Annotated in this window: 17 protein-coding genes; all 17 read left to right on the plus strand. The window is 68.6% G+C overall.

Features of this window, described 5'->3' with window-relative positions; translation table 11 throughout:
* The first annotated feature begins 132 nt into the window (after positions 1-132).
* The 17 genes from STRIP9103_RS24965 (at position 133) to STRIP9103_RS25045 (ending at position 16,536) form a co-directional block, all read left to right on the plus strand.
* On the plus strand, positions 133-1,275 hold the full coding sequence (locus STRIP9103_RS24965; RefSeq protein WP_009321646.1) for an LCP family protein: 1,143 nt from the start codon (positions 133-135) through the stop codon (positions 1,273-1,275).
* A gap of 531 nt (positions 1,276-1,806) precedes the next feature.
* Positions 1,807-2,028 (plus strand): 50S ribosomal protein L31, encoded by a 222-nt coding sequence (rpmE, locus tag STRIP9103_RS24970; RefSeq protein WP_009321648.1) that lies wholly within the window; start codon positions 1,807-1,809, stop codon positions 2,026-2,028.
* Positions 2,029-2,145: 117 nt separating this feature from the next.
* Positions 2,146-3,222: a peptide chain release factor 1 gene (gene prfA / locus STRIP9103_RS24975; protein ID WP_009321651.1), complete on the plus strand. Its 1,077-nt coding sequence runs from the start codon at positions 2,146-2,148 to the stop codon at positions 3,220-3,222.
* Between the two features lie 39 nt (positions 3,223-3,261).
* Positions 3,262-4,107: a peptide chain release factor N(5)-glutamine methyltransferase gene (prmC, locus tag STRIP9103_RS24980; protein ID WP_009321653.1), complete on the plus strand. Its 846-nt coding sequence runs from the start codon at positions 3,262-3,264 to the stop codon at positions 4,105-4,107.
* Between the two features lie 62 nt (positions 4,108-4,169).
* Entirely contained in the window at positions 4,170-4,817 is a 648-nt protein-coding gene (locus STRIP9103_RS24985) for an L-threonylcarbamoyladenylate synthase (RefSeq protein ID WP_009321647.1), read from the plus strand.
* Positions 4,814-5,485, plus strand: coding sequence for an arsenate reductase/protein-tyrosine-phosphatase family protein (locus STRIP9103_RS24990; RefSeq protein ID WP_009321645.1), 672 nt, complete (start codon positions 4,814-4,816; stop codon positions 5,483-5,485). The genes STRIP9103_RS24985 and STRIP9103_RS24990 overlap by 4 nt, the downstream gene beginning before the upstream one ends.
* Before the next feature lie 68 nt (positions 5,486-5,553).
* Entirely contained in the window at positions 5,554-6,792 is a 1,239-nt protein-coding gene (locus STRIP9103_RS24995; protein ID WP_009321661.1) for a serine hydroxymethyltransferase, read from the plus strand.
* A 129-nt stretch (positions 6,793-6,921) separates the two neighbouring features.
* On the plus strand, positions 6,922-8,211 hold the full coding sequence (locus STRIP9103_RS25000) for an MraY family glycosyltransferase (protein WP_009321654.1): 1,290 nt from the start codon (positions 6,922-6,924) through the stop codon (positions 8,209-8,211).
* A gap of 406 nt (positions 8,212-8,617) precedes the next feature.
* Positions 8,618-9,055 (plus strand): hypothetical protein, encoded by a 438-nt coding sequence (locus tag STRIP9103_RS25005; RefSeq protein ID WP_009321659.1) that lies wholly within the window; start codon positions 8,618-8,620, stop codon positions 9,053-9,055.
* Positions 9,056-9,280: 225 nt separating this feature from the next.
* The gene (atpB, locus tag STRIP9103_RS25010; protein WP_009321655.1) at positions 9,281-10,108 is read left to right on the plus strand and encodes a F0F1 ATP synthase subunit A; all 828 of its coding nucleotides are present in this window, start codon (positions 9,281-9,283) and stop codon (positions 10,106-10,108) included.
* Positions 10,109-10,183: 75 nt separating this feature from the next.
* A complete protein-coding gene (gene atpE, locus STRIP9103_RS25015) occupies positions 10,184-10,414 on the plus strand; it encodes an ATP synthase F0 subunit C (protein ID WP_009321656.1) in 231 nt (76 codons plus the stop codon).
* Between the two features lie 41 nt (positions 10,415-10,455).
* A complete protein-coding gene (locus tag STRIP9103_RS25020; RefSeq protein WP_009321650.1) occupies positions 10,456-10,998 on the plus strand; it encodes a F0F1 ATP synthase subunit B in 543 nt (180 codons plus the stop codon).
* A complete protein-coding gene (locus tag STRIP9103_RS25025; protein WP_009321649.1) occupies positions 10,995-11,810 on the plus strand; it encodes a F0F1 ATP synthase subunit delta in 816 nt (271 codons plus the stop codon). The genes STRIP9103_RS25020 and STRIP9103_RS25025 overlap by 4 nt, the downstream gene beginning before the upstream one ends.
* Before the next feature lie 140 nt (positions 11,811-11,950).
* Entirely contained in the window at positions 11,951-13,549 is a 1,599-nt protein-coding gene (gene atpA / locus STRIP9103_RS25030; protein WP_009321652.1) for a F0F1 ATP synthase subunit alpha, read from the plus strand.
* 21 nt (positions 13,550-13,570) lie between these two features.
* The gene (locus STRIP9103_RS25035; protein WP_009321658.1) at positions 13,571-14,485 is read left to right on the plus strand and encodes a F0F1 ATP synthase subunit gamma; all 915 of its coding nucleotides are present in this window, start codon (positions 13,571-13,573) and stop codon (positions 14,483-14,485) included.
* Entirely contained in the window at positions 14,485-15,921 is a 1,437-nt protein-coding gene (gene atpD / locus STRIP9103_RS25040; RefSeq protein ID WP_009321660.1) for a F0F1 ATP synthase subunit beta, read from the plus strand. Before STRIP9103_RS25035 ends, atpD begins: the two co-directional genes overlap by 1 nt.
* A gap of 240 nt (positions 15,922-16,161) precedes the next feature.
* The gene (locus STRIP9103_RS25045; protein WP_009321657.1) at positions 16,162-16,536 is read left to right on the plus strand and encodes a F0F1 ATP synthase subunit epsilon; all 375 of its coding nucleotides are present in this window, start codon (positions 16,162-16,164) and stop codon (positions 16,534-16,536) included.
* Positions 16,537-16,572: the final 36 nt, after the last annotated feature.

The following is a 16,572-nucleotide window of genomic DNA, read 5'->3' on the forward strand; positions in this document are numbered from 1 at the left end:
TGTGCAACCCTTTCCCGAGTTATTCCGTCTGACCGAACGGAGTGACCATGGAGCGGTACGGCCACATCCGGCTCAGCAGGCCTGGGCCTGAACGCAGGGGGTAATCGACCGGGAAAGAGGACCGAGGAGCACATGTCCGCCGAGAGCACGCCGGAGCCCGGAACGCCGGGGAGGTCCGGCACCACCGGCCCACGCCACCGCGCGCCCAGGGGCCGCCGCCGCAGGGCCGGTGCCAGGCGCAGCAAGGCGCTGCTGGTCACCGCCTGGACCGCCGCCGGCATCGTCGTCATCGGTGGCACGGGCGCCGGGTATCTGTACTTCAAGCTCAACGGCAACATCAAGAGCGTCGACATCAACCAGGCCCTCGGCACCGACCGGCCCCAGAACGTCGACAACGGCTCGGAGGACATCCTGGTCCTCGGCTCCGACACCCGCTCGGGCAGCAACAAGAAGCTGGGGGGCGGCGTCGACGACGGCAGCGCCCGCTCCGACACCGCGATGATCGTGCACGTGTACGAGGGTCACAAGAAGGCCAGCGTGGTCTCCATACCCCGGGACACCCTCGTCGACCGGCCCGAGTGCACCGACGGCAACGGCAAGACGTATCCCGCCGCCACCGACGCGATGTTCAACTCCGCGTACTCCACCGGGGGCGCCGTGTGCGCGGTCAAGACCGTCGAGTCCATGACCGGTATCCGTATGGACCACTACATCGAGGTCGACTTCGCGGGTTTCGAGAAGCTGATCAATGTCCTCGGTGGGGTCGACATCACCACCACCAAGGACATAGACGACCCCGACAGCCACCTCAAGCTGAAGGCCGGCCCCCATACGCTCGACGGCAAGCAGGCCCTTGGGCTCGTCCGTACCCGGCATGGGGTGGGGGACGGCTCCGATCTCGGCCGTATCCAGCTCCAGCAGGCCTTCATCAAGGCCCTGCTGGAACAGATCAAGCAGCTCGGCCTCTTCACCAACCCCAAGAAGCTCTACGATCTCGCCGACACCGCCACCGACGCGGTCACCACCGACTCCGACCTCGACACCGTCAAGGACCTCGCGTCCTTCGCGGGCGGTCTCAAGGGCATCAGCTCCAAGAACATGACCATGGTCACGATGCCGGTCCAGTACGACCCGGCGGACCTGAACCGGGTGCTGGTCGACGAGGCCAAGGCCAAGCAGGTCTGGGCCGCGCTGAAGGCCGACAGGCCGATCCCGAAGTCGGCGACGAAGGGTACGGCGAGGGGCGACGCGGACGGGGTCGTGGCGTCTTCGTAAGGGGCGGAACCCTCCTCTTGGGGCGCGCTCGGCCTGCTTTTCAGGGGCGCGGGGAACTGCGTGCCCAGCCACGACGGCGCCGCACCTGCTCACGGCGATCACAAGGCACCCCATGGCGCATGCCGGCCGGGAGTGGGCCACGCCTACCGGCGCCGACAGGATGCCGCCGCGCCCACCCGTGCCGCCCCAGCGGCACGACTGCCCGCAGTCGGGACGGCGGCGCGGCTGCCCGCAAGCTGCGGCGGCGAGGGCCGGGGCGCGGCGGCGGGGCCTGTGGCGGAGCGGCGGTGGCGGGCTGGGGGGCGCGGCGGCGCTGGGGTCGGTCGCAGCTGCCATCAGCCGCCGCGCCAGAGCGACGACGGCGGGCCGGGGTGCGGCGGGGTGGGGTCCGGGCGGAGCCGGGGAATACGTGGGGGTGGCCCCTGGTTTTGGGAGATGGCGCCAGTCCTGGCAGACTGGTACGTCGGCTCCGGTTCACGCTTTCGCAGCCCGCGACAGCGACCCGGCGCCCTCCCGAAACTAGGAGACACCTTGAAGCGCGACATCCACCCCGAGTACGTCGAGACGCAGGTCAGCTGCACCTGTGGCGCGTCGTTCACCACCCGTAGCACGATCCCGAGCGGCACCATCCGTGCCGAGGTCTGCTCCGAGTGCCACCCGTTCTACACGGGCAAGCAGAAGATCCTCGACACCGGTGGCCGCGTGGCCCGCTTCGAGGCCCGCTTCGGCAAGGCTGCCGCTGCCAAGAAGTAGCGAGCCCTCAGCGCCGGTCCGCGGTACCCCCACTCGGGGGTTTCCGGGACCGGCGCTTTGCGGTGCAGCCCATTCATTTCGTAGAACAGGCCGAACAGGTCGTACAGGGAGCCGAAGATGTTCGAGGCGGTCGAGGAACTGGTCGGGGAACACGCCGACCTCGAGAAGAAGCTCGCCGACCCGTCGGTCCACGCGGACCAGGCCAACGCGCGCAAGCTGAACAAGCGCTACGCGGAGCTGACCCCGATCGTCGGCACGTACCGCTCCTGGAAGCAGACCGGCGACGACATCGACACGGCCCGTGAGTTCGCCGCCGACGACCCTGACTTCGCCGCCGAGGTCAAGGAGCTGGAGAAGCAGCGCGAGGAGCTGACGGAGAAGCTGCGGCTGCTGCTCGTCCCGCGTGACCCGAGCGACGACAAGGACGTGATCCTGGAGATCAAGGCCGGCGCCGGCGGTGACGAGTCCGCGCTGTTCGCCGGTGACCTCCTGCGCATGTACCTCCGGTACGCCGAGCGCGTCGGCTGGAAGACCGAGATCATCGACGCCACCGAGTCCGAGCTGGGCGGCTACAAGGACGTCCAGGTCGCCGTGAAGACCAAGGGCGGCCAGGGCGCCACCGAGCCCGGCCAGGGCGTCTGGGCCCGGCTGAAGTACGAGGGCGGCGTGCACCGAGTGCAGCGTGTGCCCGCCACCGAGTCCCAGGGGCGTATCCACACCTCCGCCGCCGGTGTCCTCGTCACCCCCGAGGCCGAGGAGATCGACGTCGAGATCAACCCGAACGATCTCCGCATCGACGTCTACCGGTCCTCCGGGCCCGGCGGGCAGTCCGTCAACACCACCGACTCCGCCGTGCGCATCACGCACATCCCCACCGGAGTCGTCGCCTCCTGCCAGAACGAGAAGAGCCAGTTGCAGAACAAGGAGCAGGCGATGCGTATCCTGCGCTCCAGGCTGCTCGCGGCGGCGCAGGAGGAGGCGGAGAAGGAGGCCGCCGACGCCCGCCGCAGCCAGGTCCGTACCGTCGACCGCTCCGAGAAGATCCGCACGTACAACTTCCCGGAGAACCGCATCTCGGACCACCGCGTCGGCTTCAAGGCGTACAACCTGGACCAGGTCCTGGACGGCGACCTCGACGCGGTGATCCAGGCCTGCGTCGACGCCGACTCGGCGGCGAAGCTGGCAGCCGCATAAAGGCCCATACGCACGACCCAGTACTGACGGAGGACTTGCGTGAACCTGCTGCTCGCGGAGGTGGCCCAGGCCACCCAGCGGCTGGCCGACGCCGGCGTGCCCTCGCCGCGCAACGACGCGGAGGAACTCGCCGCGTTCGTGCACGGCGTCAAGCGGGGCGAGCTGCACGCCGTCAAGGACTCCGACTTCGACGCCCGGTACTGGGAGGTCATCGCCCGCCGTGAGCAGCGCGAGCCGCTCCAGCACATCACCGGACGCGCGTACTTCCGCTATCTCGAACTGCAGGTCGGGCCGGGTGTGTTCGTGCCGAGGCCGGAGACCGAGTCGGTCGTCGGGTGGGCCATAGACGCCGTACGCGCGATGGACGTCGTCGAGCCCTGCATCGTCGACCTGTGCACCGGCTCCGGCGCCATCGCGCTCGCCCTCGCCCAGGAGGTGCCGCGTTCGCGCGTGCACGCCGTGGAGCTGTCCGAGGACGCCCTGCAGTGGACCCGCAAGAACATGGCGGGCTCACGCGTCGACCTGCGCCAGGGCAACGCCCTCGACGCCTTCCGCGACCTCGACGGCCAGGTCGACCTGGTCATCTCCAACCCGCCGTACATCCCGCTCACGGAGTGGGAGTACGTGGCGCCGGAGGCCCGCGACTACGATCCCGAACTCGCCCTGTTCTCGGGGGAGGACGGGCTCGATCTGATCCGAGGACTCGAACGCACAGCGCATCGGCTGCTCCGTCCGGGCGGTGTCGTCGTCGTCGAACACGCCGACACCCAGGGCGGCCAGGTGCCGTGGATCTTCACCGAGGAGCGGGGCTGGGCCGACGCGGCCGACCACCCGGACCTCAACAACAGGCCGCGGTTCGCGACCGCCCGCAAGGCGCTGCCGTGAGCACGCGCCCGATGACAGTTTTTTCGGAAGCCCAGCAGTACGTGTACGAGGAGGCCCGTTAAATGGCACGGCGATACGACACCAACGACGCGACCGACCGCGCAACGGGTCTGCGTGAGGCCGCGTCCGCCGTCCGCCGGGGCGAGCTCGTGGTGCTGCCCACGGACACCGTGTACGGCATCGGCGCCGACGCCTTCACCTCGGAGGCCGTCTCCGACCTCCTGGAGGCCAAGGGCCGGGGCCGCAATATGCCCACACCCGTCCTCATCGGCTCCCCGAACACCCTGCACGGGCTCGTCACCGACTTCTCCGAGATGGCCTGGGAGCTCGTCGACGCCTTCTGGCCGGGCGCGCTCACCCTCGTCGCCAAGCACCAGCCGTCGCTGCAGTGGGACCTCGGCGACACCCGCGGCACGGTCGCCGTGCGCATGCCGCTGCACCCGGTCGCCATCGAACTGCTCACCGAGGTCGGCCCCATGGCCGTCTCCTCGGCGAACCTCACCGGTCACCCGGCGCCGGAGAACTGCGACGCCGCCGAGGCCATGCTCGGCGATTCCGTCTCCGTCTACCTCGACGGTGGCCCGACCCCCGGCAACGTGCCGTCCTCCATCGTCGACGTCACGGGCAAGGTACCGGTCCTGCTGCGTGCCGGGGCCCTGTCCGCCGAGGAGCTGCGCAAGGTCGTACCCGACCTCGAGGTGGCGAATTGACGGCCCCTGACGCGGGGCGTGGCATATGGGACGGAGAAGAGACGCGGACCTTCACAGGGCTTCCGCGTGACACGTTCCGCATCCTCCACGTCAGCACCGGCAACGTGTGCCGCTCACCGATCACCGAGCGGCTGACCCGTCATGCCCTGGCGGACCGGCTCGGGGACCCGCTGTGGGGCGGTGTCGTCGTCGAGAGCGCGGGGACCTGGGGACACGAGGGGGCGCCCATGGAGGCCAACGCGGAGGCGGTCCTCGCCGACTTCGGGGCGGACGCCTCCGGCTTCATGGGCCGGGAACTGCTGGACGAGCACGTGATCATGGCCGACCTGGTCCTGACGGCCACCCGTGACCACCGGGCCCAGGTCATCTCCATGGGTCACTCGGCCGGCCTGCGCACCTTCACCCTGAAGGAGTTCACCCGCCTCGTACGGGCGATAGATCCCGCCACCCTCCCGCCGCTGGAGGAGGGCATGGTCGTACGCGCCCGTGCGCTGGTCCGTGCCGCCGCGGCTCTACGCGGGTGGCTTCTCGCCCCGACGGCCGAGGCGGACGAGGTCCACGACCCGTACGGGGCCCCGCTGCCGTTCTTCCGGTCAGTGGGCGACGAGATACATCAGGCGCTGGATCCGGTGGTGACGGCGCTCACGGGAGTACCGGCTCGGGCGTAACACCGGGCGGGCGGCGACGCACGGGCCTACATTGGTCGTACGTCATCGTCGACGCCCCGGAGTTCGCCATGTCGGTCACCCCCGTCCTAGAGGCCGATGTCCTGCGGCGGCAGGACCCCCAGCTGGCCGACATCCTGTTCGGCGAGCTGGCGCGGCAGTCGACGACGTTGCAACTCGTCGCCGCCGAGAACTTCACCTCGCCTGCGGTGCTGGCCGCCCTCGGGTCGCCGCTCGCCAACAAGTACGCGGAGGGGTATCCGGGCGCCCGGTACCACGGGGGCTGCGAGATCGTGGACGTGGCCGAACGGCTGGCCGTGGAGCGGGCCAAGGCGCTGTTCGGCGCGGACCACGCCAATGTGCAGGCACATTCCGGGTCTTCGGCGGTGCTGGCCGCGTACGCCGCGCTGCTGCGCCCCGGCGACACGGTGCTGGCGATGGGCCTGCACTTCGGCGGTCACCTCACACACGGGTCGCCCGCGAACTTCTCCGGCCGCTGGTTCGACTTCGTCGGCTACGGCGTCGACGCCGAGTCCGGGCTCATCGACCACGAGCAGGTCCGGACCCTCGCCCGTACCCGCCGCCCCAAGGCCATCGTGTGCGGGTCCATCTCCTACCCCCGCCACATCGACTACGCGTTCTTCCGCGAGGTCGCCGACGAGGTGGGCGCGTATCTGATCGCCGACGCGGCCCATCCCATCGGGCTCGTCGCCGGGGGAGCGGCGCCCAGTCCGGTGCCGTACGCCGATGTGGTGTGCGCCACCACGCACAAGGTGCTGCGCGGTCCGCGCGGCGGCATGCTGCTGTGCGGGAGCGAGTTGGCGGAGCGCGTCGACCGGGCGGTGTTCCCGTTCACGCAGGGCGGCGCGCAGATGCACACCATCGCCGCGAAGGCCGTCGCGTTCGGGGAGGCGGCAACACCGGCGTTCACCGCGTACGCCCATCAGGTGGTCGCCAACGCCCGCGTCCTGGGGGAGGGGCTCGCCCGGGAGGGGCTGGTCGTCATCACGGGGGGCACCGACACCCACCTGCTGACCGTCGATCCCGCGCCACTCGGCGTCGACGGCCGCACCGCACGCGGCCGGCTCGCGGCCGCAGGGATCATCCTGGACTGCTGCGCCCTGCCGCACGGCGACGCCCGCGGTCTGCGGCTCGGCACGGCCGCGCTGACCACGCAGGGCATGGGCGAGGCGGAGATGACACGGCTCGCCGCGCTGTTCGCGGGGGTACTGCGGGACGGCGGCGACGGCAGGCGGACCCGTGAAGAAGTGCGGGATCTGGCCGGAAGATTTCCGCCGTATCCGCGCTGAGGTGGGGTACTCGCGCCACGCGACACAGCATCACGTGCAACCATCGTCGCTACCCGGAAGTCCCCAACCATATGCGCGCATCGCTAGGGTGTGGGGCTGTGATGGCCAGCGAGACCTGTGGGGAAGCCCGTGCGTGAATACCTGCTGACGCTCTGCATCACGGCCGCGGTGACGTACCTGCTGACAGGACCGGTACGGAAGTTCGCGATCGTGGCCGGAGCCATGCCGGCGATCCGTGCGCGCGACGTCCACCGTGAGCCCACGCCGCGACTCGGCGGCATCGCGATGTTCTTCGGTCTGTGCGCCGGGCTGCTGGTCGCCGACCATCTGACCAACCTCAGCGAGGTCTTCGCCGACTCCAACGAGCCGCGCGCGCTGCTCTCCGGGGCCGCGCTGATCTGGCTCATCGGCGTCCTGGACGACAAGTTCGAGATCGACGCCCTCATCAAGCTCGGCGGTCAGATGATCGCCGCGGGCGTGATGGTCATGCAGGGTCTGACGATCCTGTGGCTGCCCATCCCGGGTGTCGGCATCGTCGCGCTGACGCAGTGGCAGGGCACCCTGCTGACGGTCGCCCTGGTCGTCATCACCATCAACGCGGTCAACTTCGTCGACGGCCTCGACGGTCTCGCGGCCGGCATGGTGTGCATCGCCTCCGCGGCGTTCTTCATGTACGCCTACCGCCTCTGGTACAGCTACGGCATCGAGGCCGCCGCCCCCGCGACGCTCTTCGCGTCCGTGCTGATGGGCATGTGCCTGGGCTTCCTGCCGCACAACATGCACCCGGCGCGGATCTTCATGGGCGACTCCGGCTCGATGCTCATCGGCCTGGTGCTGGCGGCCGGCGCGATCTCCGTCACCGGGCAGGTCGACCCGGACGCGATGAAGCTGTTCATCTCGGAGCGCGACACCGTGTACCAGATGGTGCCGGTCTACATCCCGCTGCTGATGCCGCTGACCATCATCGCGATCCCGGCCGCCGACCTGATCCTGGCCATCGTGCGCCGCACCTGGCGGGGCCAGTCCCCGTTCGCCGCCGACCGGGGCCATCTGCACCACCGGCTCCTGGAGATCGGGCACTCCCACAGCCGCGCGGTGCTGATCATGTACTTCTGGTCCGCGGTCATCGCCTTCGGCGCCCTCGCCTACACCGTGAACGCCGCGTCCATGTGGATCGTCCTCGGCATCGCCGCGCTCAGCGGGGTGGGCCTCTTCCTGCTCCTGCTGCCCCGCTTCACCCCCCGCGCCCCCCGCTGGGCCGAGGCCTTCGTCCCGCCGCGCTACCGCCGCCGCAGGGTCGTCACCGCCGAGGCCGGCCTCCCCACCACGCCCGACTGGACCCCGTCCCTCAACGGCGCCACCGCGATCGGCGGCCGGGTCGAGGAGGAGGAACCCAGCCCTGCGGGAGCGCGGCGCTGAGAAGCGCTCCGCGGATCGCTCGAGGCCCCGTGCGGCAGTGCCGCACGGGGCCTCTCACCGTCCGTCGTGCGGGCGCAAGGGTGGGGCTCCACGCTGACGGCAAGGTAAGAATCTGACTAACGCTTTGCCGATCGCATGCAAGAGCGTGGGGGAGCAAAACGTGCTTATACCAGACAAGTCGGCGCGGTTTTTGCACAGACGGGCGGGTTCACTCTCATGTGTGACGCCAGGCACACCATTCAGGTAAAGACCTCATCAAATAGTTTGTGATACGGTTCACGAGAACCCCGGACACAGCCGAAGGACCGCAGTGCGACGGTCCACCGGCGTGAGATTTCAGCTCGCTCCCGGGGACTACGCTCGTCCATGACGACACCCTGCCCCCTTAGCAAGCGGAGTTGCCGCCATGCCGTCCAATGACGTCCGGATCCTCCTTCAGGCCGCCGTACCCACGGCAGCCGCCGGCGCCATCGCCGCTGTCATCAGTGGTGTGGTCGTCGGAGGCAAGGGGGCCGTCGGCGCCATCGTCGCGGCGGTGGTCACGATCCTCTTCATGGGAATCGGGCTCTACGTTCTCCAGCGCACTGCCAAATCGCTTCCTCACCTGTTCCAGGCGATGGGCCTGATGCTCTACGCGGCACAAATTCTGCTGCTGTTCATCTTCCTGGCCGCGTTCAAGAACACCACGCTCTTCCACCCCAGGTCCTTCGCGTTCACGCTCGTCGGTACGACCCTTGTGTGGATCGTCTTCCAGACCCGTGCACACATGAAGGCCAAGATTCTTTACGTCGAACCTGATTCATCGACGGGCAACAAGCCCGAAAAATCAGGGCACTCGTCGTGAGGGGTAGGGCCGGGATAAGTGTCCGCAGGAGATCCTGCTATCGTCCGGTGCCAACTGCGGCATCGCGGGCGCGGGCAATCGAGCTGACGCCTGCCCTAGTGCGAGGCTCGACGCCCCACAGCCGCCCCCACATCCGTAACACCAGTCCAGTGCCGACCCGCGGCTGCGCGCCGCGCCGACACAACGAGGTTGCCGTACCCATGCGCCACGCTGAAGGAGCCCGCGGTGAGTGCTGATCCGACGCAGGTGCTCGCCTTCGAGACCGACTGCCACATCTTCGACGGCTGTGGCTTCGCCGAGGTTTCCCCCGGCCTGCACTCGTTCCTGTTCCAGCCTCTCTGGGGCGACGGCGACAGCAATCTGTACTTCAACAAGACGATGCTGCTGGCGCTGCTCGGCTCGATCATCATCATCGGCTTCTTCTGGGCCGCCTTCCGCAAGCCGCAGGTCGTCCCCGGCAAGCTCCAGATGGTCGCCGAGGCGGGCTACGACTTCATCCGCCGCGGGGTCGTCTACGAGACCATCGGCCGGAAGGAGGGCGAGAAGTACGTTCCGCTGGTCGTCTCGCTCTTCTTCTTCATCTGGATGATGAACCTCTGGTCGATCGTCCCGCTCGCCCAGTTCCCCGTCACGTCGATCATCTCCTACCCGGCGGTGCTGGCGCTGCTCGTCTACATCACGTGGGTGTCACTGACGTTCAAGCGGCACGGCTTCGTCGGCTTCTTCAAGAACGTCACCGGCTACGACAAGTCGCTCGGCCCGGTGCTCCCGCTGTCGATGCTGATCGAGTTCTTCTCGAACATCCTGATCCGGCCCTTCACCCACGCCGTGCGACTCTTCGCGAACATGTTCGCCGGGCACACCCTGCTTCTCCTCTTCACGATCGCCAGCTGGTACCTGCTGAACGGCGTCGGCATCGCCTACGCGGGTGTCTCGTTCGTGATGGTCATCGTCATGACCGCCTTCGAGCTCTTCGTCCAGGCGCTGCAGGCGTATGTGTTCGTTCTGCTGACCTGCACCTACATTCAGGGCGCTCTCGCCGAGCACCACTGATCAGGCGCCTCTTTCGCCCCCCGAATCGTCCGGTGGCCAACCCCCACCGGTCCGTAAAGAAAAGGAAGAACTGGCATGTCCCAGACCCTTGCTGCCGTCGAAGGTTCCCTCGGTTCGATCGGTTACGGCCTTGCCGCCATCGGCCCCGGCGTCGGCGTCGGCATCATCTTCGGTAACGGCACCCAGGCCCTCGCCCGTCAGCCCGAGGCGGCCGGCCTGATCCGCGCCAACCAGATCCTGGGCTTCGCCTTCTGTGAGGCGCTCGCCCTGATCGGTCTGGTCATGCCGTTCGTCTACGGCTACTGATCACCGACACCAGTCCAGCCGACTAGACGAAAGGCACACACATGAGCCAGCTGCTCATCGCGGCGAGCGAGGGAGAGAACCCCCTCGTTCCGCCGATCCCTGAGCTCGTCATCGGCCTGCTCGCCTTCGTCATCGTCTTCGGCTTCCTCGCCAAGAAGCTCCTCCCGAACATCAACAAGGTTCTGGACGAGCGTCGCGAGCAGATCGAGGGCGGTATCGAGAAAGCCGAGGCCCTGCAGCAAGAGGCCCAGGAGGTCCTTGAGCAATACCGGGCTCAGCTCGCCGAGGCTCGGCACGAGGCCGCACGACTGCGCCAGGAGGCGCAGGAGCAGGGCGCCGCGCTCATCGCCGAGATGCGCGTCGAGGGCCAGCGGCAGCGTGAGGAGATCATCGCCGCCGGTCACGCCCAGCTCGATGCCGACCGCAAGGCCGCCGCTTCCGCGCTGCGCCAGGACGTCGGCAAGCTCGCCACCGACCTGGCCGGCAAGCTCGTCGGCGAGTCCCTCGAGGACCACGCCCGGCAGAGCCGCGTGATCGACCGCTTCCTCGACGACCTCGAGGAGAAGGCCGAGGCGACGCGATGAACGGAGCGAGCCGCGAGGCCCTGGCAGCCGCCCGTGAGCGTCTCGACGCGCTGACGGACTCCACGTCCGTCGACGCGACCTCGCTCGCCGACGAGCTGGCCGCCGTCACCGCGCTGCTCGACCGCGAGGTGTCGCTGCGTCGGGTCCTCACCGACCCGGCGCAGGCCGGCGAGGCCAAGGCCGAACTGTCCGGGCGCATCCTCGGCGGCCAGGTCAGCGGCACCACCGCCGACCTGGTGGCCGGTCTGGTGCGCTCCCGCTGGTCGCAGTCCCGTGACCTGGTGGACGCGCTGGAGGAACTGGCGAACCTCGCCGACCTCACCGCCGCGCAGGGGGCGGGCACGCTCGACGACGTCGAGGACGAGCTGTTCCGGTTCGGCCGGATCGTCTCCTCCACCACCGAGCTGCGGTCCGCGCTGACCGACCGTGCCGCGAGCACCTCCGCCAAGGGCGAGCTGCTGCGCAGCCTGCTCGGCGGCCGGGCCAAGGCAACCACCGAGCGACTGGTGACGCGCCTTGTGACCGCGCCGCGTGGACGTAGCCTTGAGGCGGGACTCGAGTCCTTGTCCAAGCTCGCCGCCGAGCGCCGGGACCGCATGGTCGCCGTCGTCACCTCGGCGGTCCCGCTGAGCGACACGCAGAAGCAGCGCCTCGGCGCCGCCCTCGCCAAGCTCTACGGCCGCCAGATGCACCTCAACCTCGACGTGGACCCCGAGGTCCTCGGCGGGATCCGGGTGCAGGTCGGCGACGAGGTCATCAACGGCTCGATCGCGGACCGACTCGAAGAGGCCGGCCGCCGCCTGGCGAGCTAGACCGCTTCACCGGCAATTTCACAAGCAGCACAAGCAGTACGCACTTACGGCCCGGTTGGGCCGTGCAGAGGATTCCTGGGGGTCGCCCCCAGACCCCCAAGTTGAAACTTCGGGCCCAACAAGGAGAGCAGGGAACCCAGATGGCGGAGCTCACGATCCGGCCGGAGGAGATCCGGGACGCGCTGGAGAACTTCGTCCAGTCGTACAAGCCGGACGCGGCCTCGCGCGAGGAGGTCGGTACGGTCACCCTTGCCGGCGACGGCATCGCGAAGGTCGAGGGTCTGCCCTCGGCCATGGCCAACGAACTGCTGAAGTTCGAGGACGGCACCCTCGGCCTCGCGCTCAACCTGGAAGAGCGCGAGATCGGCGCCATCGTCCTCGGTGAGTTCAGCGGCATCGAGGAGGGCCAGCCGGTCACCCGCACCGGCGAGGTTCTGTCCGTGCCCGTCGGCGACGGCTACCTCGGCCGTGTCGTCGACCCGCTCGGCCAGCCGATCGACGGACTCGGCGAGATCGCGACCACCGGCCGCCGCGCCCTCGAGCTGCAGGCCCCCACGGTCATGCAGCGCAAGTCGGTGCACGAGCCGATGGAGACCGGCTACAAGGCCGTCGACGCGATGACCCCGATCGGCCGTGGTCAGCGTCAGCTGATCATCGGTGACCGCCAGACCGGCAAGACCGCCCTGGCCGTCGACACGATCATCAACCAGCGCGACAACTGGCGCTCGGGCGACGTGAACAAGCAGGTCCGCTGCATCTACGTCGCCATCGGCCAGAAGGGCTCGACCATCGCGTCGGTCCGCCGCGCGCTGGAGGAGAACGGCGCGCTCGAGTACACGACCATCGTCGCCGCCCCGGCGTCCGACCCGGCCGGCTTCAAGTACCTGGCGCCGTACACCGGTTCGGCCATCGGTCAGCACTGGATGTACGAGGGCAAGCACGTCCTCATCATCTTCGACGACCTCTCGAAGCAGGCCGACGCCTACCGCGCCGTGTCCCTGCTGCTGCGCCGCCCGCCGGGCCGCGAGGCCTACCCGGGTGACGTCTTCTACCTGCACTCCCGTCTGCTGGAGCGCTGCGCCAAGCTCTCCGACGAGATGGGCAAGGGCTCGATGACCGGTCTGCCGATCGTCGAGACCAAGGCCAACGACGTCTCGGCGTTCATCCCGACCAACGTCATCTCCATCACCGACGGCCAGTGCTTCCTGGAGTCGGACCTCTTCAACGCCGGTCAGCGTCCCGCGCTGAACGTCGGTATCTCCGTCTCCCGAGTCGGTGGTTCCGCCCAGCACAAGGCGATGAAGCAGGTCTCCGGCCGTCTGCGCGTGGACCTCGCCCAGTTCCGTGAGCTGGAGGCGTTCGCCGCCTTCGGTTCCGACCTGGACGCCGCGTCCAAGGCCCAGCTGGAGCGCGGCCAGCGCATGGTCGAGCTGCTGAAGCAGGCCCAGTACGAGCCGATGTCCACCGAGGACCAGGTCGTCTCCGTGTGGGCCGGCACCACCGGCAAGATGGACGACGTGCCGGTTCTGGACATCCGCCGCTTCGAGAAGGAGCTCCTGGAGTACCTGCACCGCAAGGAGCAGGGCCTCATGACCTCCATCCGGGAGGGCGGCAAGATGTCCGACGACACGCTGACCGCTGTCGCCGACGCGATCGCCGACTTCAAGAAGCAGTTCGAGACCTCGGACGGCAAGCTGCTCGGCGAGGACGCTCCGGCGGCCGTCAACGTCTCCAAGTGACGTAAGGAAGGGACCTGACTCATGGGAGCTCAGCTCCGGGTCTACAAGCGTCGCATCCGATCCGTCACCGCGACCAAGAAGATCACCAAGGCGATGGAGATGATCGCCGCCTCGCGCGTCGTCAAGGCGCAGCGCAAGGTGGCGGCCTCCACGCCGTACGCGACCGAGCTGACGCGCGCGGTCACGGCGGTGGGCACTGGTTCGAACACCAAGCACCCGCTGACCACGCAGGCCGAGACGGTCACGCGTTCCGCAGTGCTGCTGCTGACGAGTGACCGCGGTCTGGCCGGTGCCTTCAACTCCAACGCCGTCAAGGCCGCGGAGCAGCTGACGGCGCGGCTGGAGGCCGAGGGCAAGCAGGTCGACACGTACATCGTCGGCCGGCGTGGTGTCGCCCACTACAACTTCCGTGAGCGTCGTATCGCGGACCAGTGGACGGGCTTCACCGACGAGCCCTCGTACGCGGACGCCAAGAAGGTCGCGGCCCCGTTGATCGAGGCCATCGAGAAGGACACGGCGGACGGCGGCGTGGACGAGCTCCACATCGTCTACACCGAGTTCGTCTCGATGATGACGCAGCAGGCGCTCGACGCGCAGCTGCTGCCGCTTCGCCTCGAAGAGGTCGCGGAGGAGGCGCCGAAGGGCGAGATCCTGCCGCTGTACGACTTCGAGCCGTCGGCGGAGGACGTCCTCGACGCCCTGCTGCCGCGCTACGTCGAGAGCCGTATCTACAACGCGCTGCTGCAGTCGGCCGCTTCCAAGCACGCCGCCACCCGCCGCGCGATGAAGTCGGCGACCGACAACGCGGGCGAGCTGATCAACACGCTCTCCCGCCTTGCCAACGCGGCCCGCCAGGCCGAAATCACCCAGGAAATCAGCGAGATCGTCGGTGGCACCGCAGCCCTTGCCGACGCGACCGCGGGGAGTGACAAGTAATGACGACGACTTCTGAGACGGCCGTTGCCACGGGCCGCGTCGCCCGGGTCATCGGCCCGGTCGTCGACGTGGAGTTCCCCGTCGACGCGATGCCGGAGATCTACAACGCTCTGCACGTCCAGGTGGCCGACCCGGCCAAGGCGGGCGAGCAGAAGACGCTGACCCTGGAGGTCGCCCAGCACCTGGGTGACGGCCTGGTCCGTACCATCTCGATGCAGCCCACCGACGGTCTGGTCCGCCAGGCCGCGGTGACCGACACCGGCACGGGCATCAGCGTGCCGGTCGGCGACTTCACCAAGGGTAAGGTGTTCAACACCCTCGGTGAGGTGCTGAACGTTGACGAGTCCTACGAGGGCGAGCGCTGGTCCATCCACCGCAAGGCCCCCGCGTTCGACCAGCTCGAGTCGAAGACCGAGATGTTCGAGACGGGCCTGAAGGTCGTCGACCTTCTCACCCCGTACGTCAAGGGCGGCAAGATCGGTCTGTTCGGTGGTGCCGGTGTCGGCAAGACCGTGCTGATCCAGGAAATGATCATGCGTGTCGCCAACCTCCACGAGGGCGTCTCCGTCTTCGCGGGCGTCGGTGAGCGCACCCGTGAGGGCAACGACCTCATCGCGGAGATGGACGAGTCCGGCGTTCTGGACAAGACCGCGCTGGTCTTCGGTCAGATGGACGAGCCCCCGGGCACCCGTCTGCGCGTGGCCCTCGCCGGTCTGACCATGGCGGAGTACTTCCGCGATGTGCAGAAGCAGGACGTGCTGTTCTTCATCGACAACATCTTCCGCTTCACCCAGGCCGGCTCCGAGGTGTCGACCCTGCTCGGCCGTATGCCCTCCGCGGTGGGTTACCAGCCGAACCTGGCCGACGAGATGGGTCTCCTCCAGGAGCGCATCACCTCGACCCGCGGTCACTCGATCACCTCGATGCAGGCGATCTACGTCCCCGCCGACGACCTGACCGACCCGGCCCCGGCCACCACCTTCGCCCACCTCGACGCGACGACGGTTCTCTCCCGTCCGATCTCCGAGAAGGGCATCTACCCGGCCGTGGACCCGCTGGACTCGACGTCCCGCATCCTCGACCCGCGGTACATCGCGGCGGACCACTACAACGCCGCGATGCGCGTGAAGAGCATCCTGCAGAAGTACAAGGACCTGCAGGACATCATCGCGATCCTCGGTATCGACGAGCTCGGTGAGGAGGACAAGCTCGTCGTCCACCGTGCCCGTCGCGTGGAGCGCTTCCTGTCCCAGAACACCCACGCCGCCAAGCAGTTCACCGGCGTCGACGGGTCGGACGTGCCGCTGGACGAGTCGATCACCGCGTTCAACGCGATCATCGACGGTGAGTACGACCACTTCCCGGAGCAGGCGTTCTTCATGTGCGGTGGTCTCGAGGACCTGAAGAAGAACGCGAAGGAGCTCGGCGTCAGCTGACGTCAGGCACTCGTGGCAGAGGGGGCGAGACCGCACCTCGTGGGGTGCCGTCCCGCCCTTCTCTGTACGCCCATCGCTTCATCTCCCGGGGACCGTTTCACCGTGCGGCCACCGCCGCGCGGCCCCCGGACCCCCGGCCGAAAGCGCTGGGGTGGGCCCGGGCAATCCGATTCCCGGCGCCCTACTAGACTTGTATCCAACACCCGGCGGGACCGCCGGGTGGTGACCCGAGGAGCCACCTTGGCTGCTGAGCTGCACGTCGCGCTGGTCGCGGCCGACCGAGAGGTCTGGTCGGGCCAGGCCACCCTGGTCGTCGCGCGCACCACGTCCGGCGATATCGGCGTCATGCCCGGTCACCAGCCGCTGCTCGGTGTGCTGGAGTCGGGCCCGGTGACCATCCGTACGAGTGATGGCGGCACGGTCGTCGTCGCGGTGCACGGCGGTTTCATCTCGTTCGCGGACAACAAGCTGTCCCTGCTGGCCGAGGTCGCCGAGCTGGCCGACGAGATCGACGTCCAGCGTGCGGAGCGAGAGCTGGAGCGCGCGAAGGTGGAGGGTGACGCCACCGCCGAGCGCCGCGCGGATGTCCGTCTGCGTACGGTGGCGGCGCGCTGAGTACGCGGGCCGTGTGATGCTGTACCTCAGCCGCGG

Origin of the sequence: Streptomyces ipomoeae 91-03, from assembly GCF_000317595.1 — a bacterium.
Classification (GTDB): Bacteria; Actinomycetota; Actinomycetes; order Streptomycetales; family Streptomycetaceae; genus Streptomyces; species Streptomyces ipomoeae.

Coding starts and splice junctions, on each gene's coding strand:
- STRIP9103_RS24995 (WP_009321661.1), top strand. CDS start 5,554: ATGTCGGTCACCCCCGTCCTAGAGGCCGATGTCCTGCGGCGGCAGGAC.
- STRIP9103_RS24965 (WP_009321646.1), top strand. CDS start 133: ATGTCCGCCGAGAGCACGCCGGAGCCCGGAACGCCGGGGAGGTCCGGC.
- atpA (WP_009321652.1), top strand. CDS start 11,951: ATGGCGGAGCTCACGATCCGGCCGGAGGAGATCCGGGACGCGCTGGAG.
- STRIP9103_RS25025 (WP_009321649.1), top strand. CDS start 10,995: ATGAACGGAGCGAGCCGCGAGGCCCTGGCAGCCGCCCGTGAGCGTCTC.
- STRIP9103_RS25005 (WP_009321659.1), top strand. CDS start 8,618: ATGCCGTCCAATGACGTCCGGATCCTCCTTCAGGCCGCCGTACCCACG.
- STRIP9103_RS25020 (WP_009321650.1), top strand. CDS start 10,456: ATGAGCCAGCTGCTCATCGCGGCGAGCGAGGGAGAGAACCCCCTCGTT.
- STRIP9103_RS25035 (WP_009321658.1), top strand. CDS start 13,571: ATGGGAGCTCAGCTCCGGGTCTACAAGCGTCGCATCCGATCCGTCACC.
- atpD (WP_009321660.1), top strand. CDS start 14,485: ATGACGACGACTTCTGAGACGGCCGTTGCCACGGGCCGCGTCGCCCGG.
- prfA (WP_009321651.1), top strand. CDS start 2,146: ATGTTCGAGGCGGTCGAGGAACTGGTCGGGGAACACGCCGACCTCGAG.
- STRIP9103_RS24985 (WP_009321647.1), top strand. CDS start 4,170: ATGGCACGGCGATACGACACCAACGACGCGACCGACCGCGCAACGGGT.
- atpE (WP_009321656.1), top strand. CDS start 10,184: ATGTCCCAGACCCTTGCTGCCGTCGAAGGTTCCCTCGGTTCGATCGGT.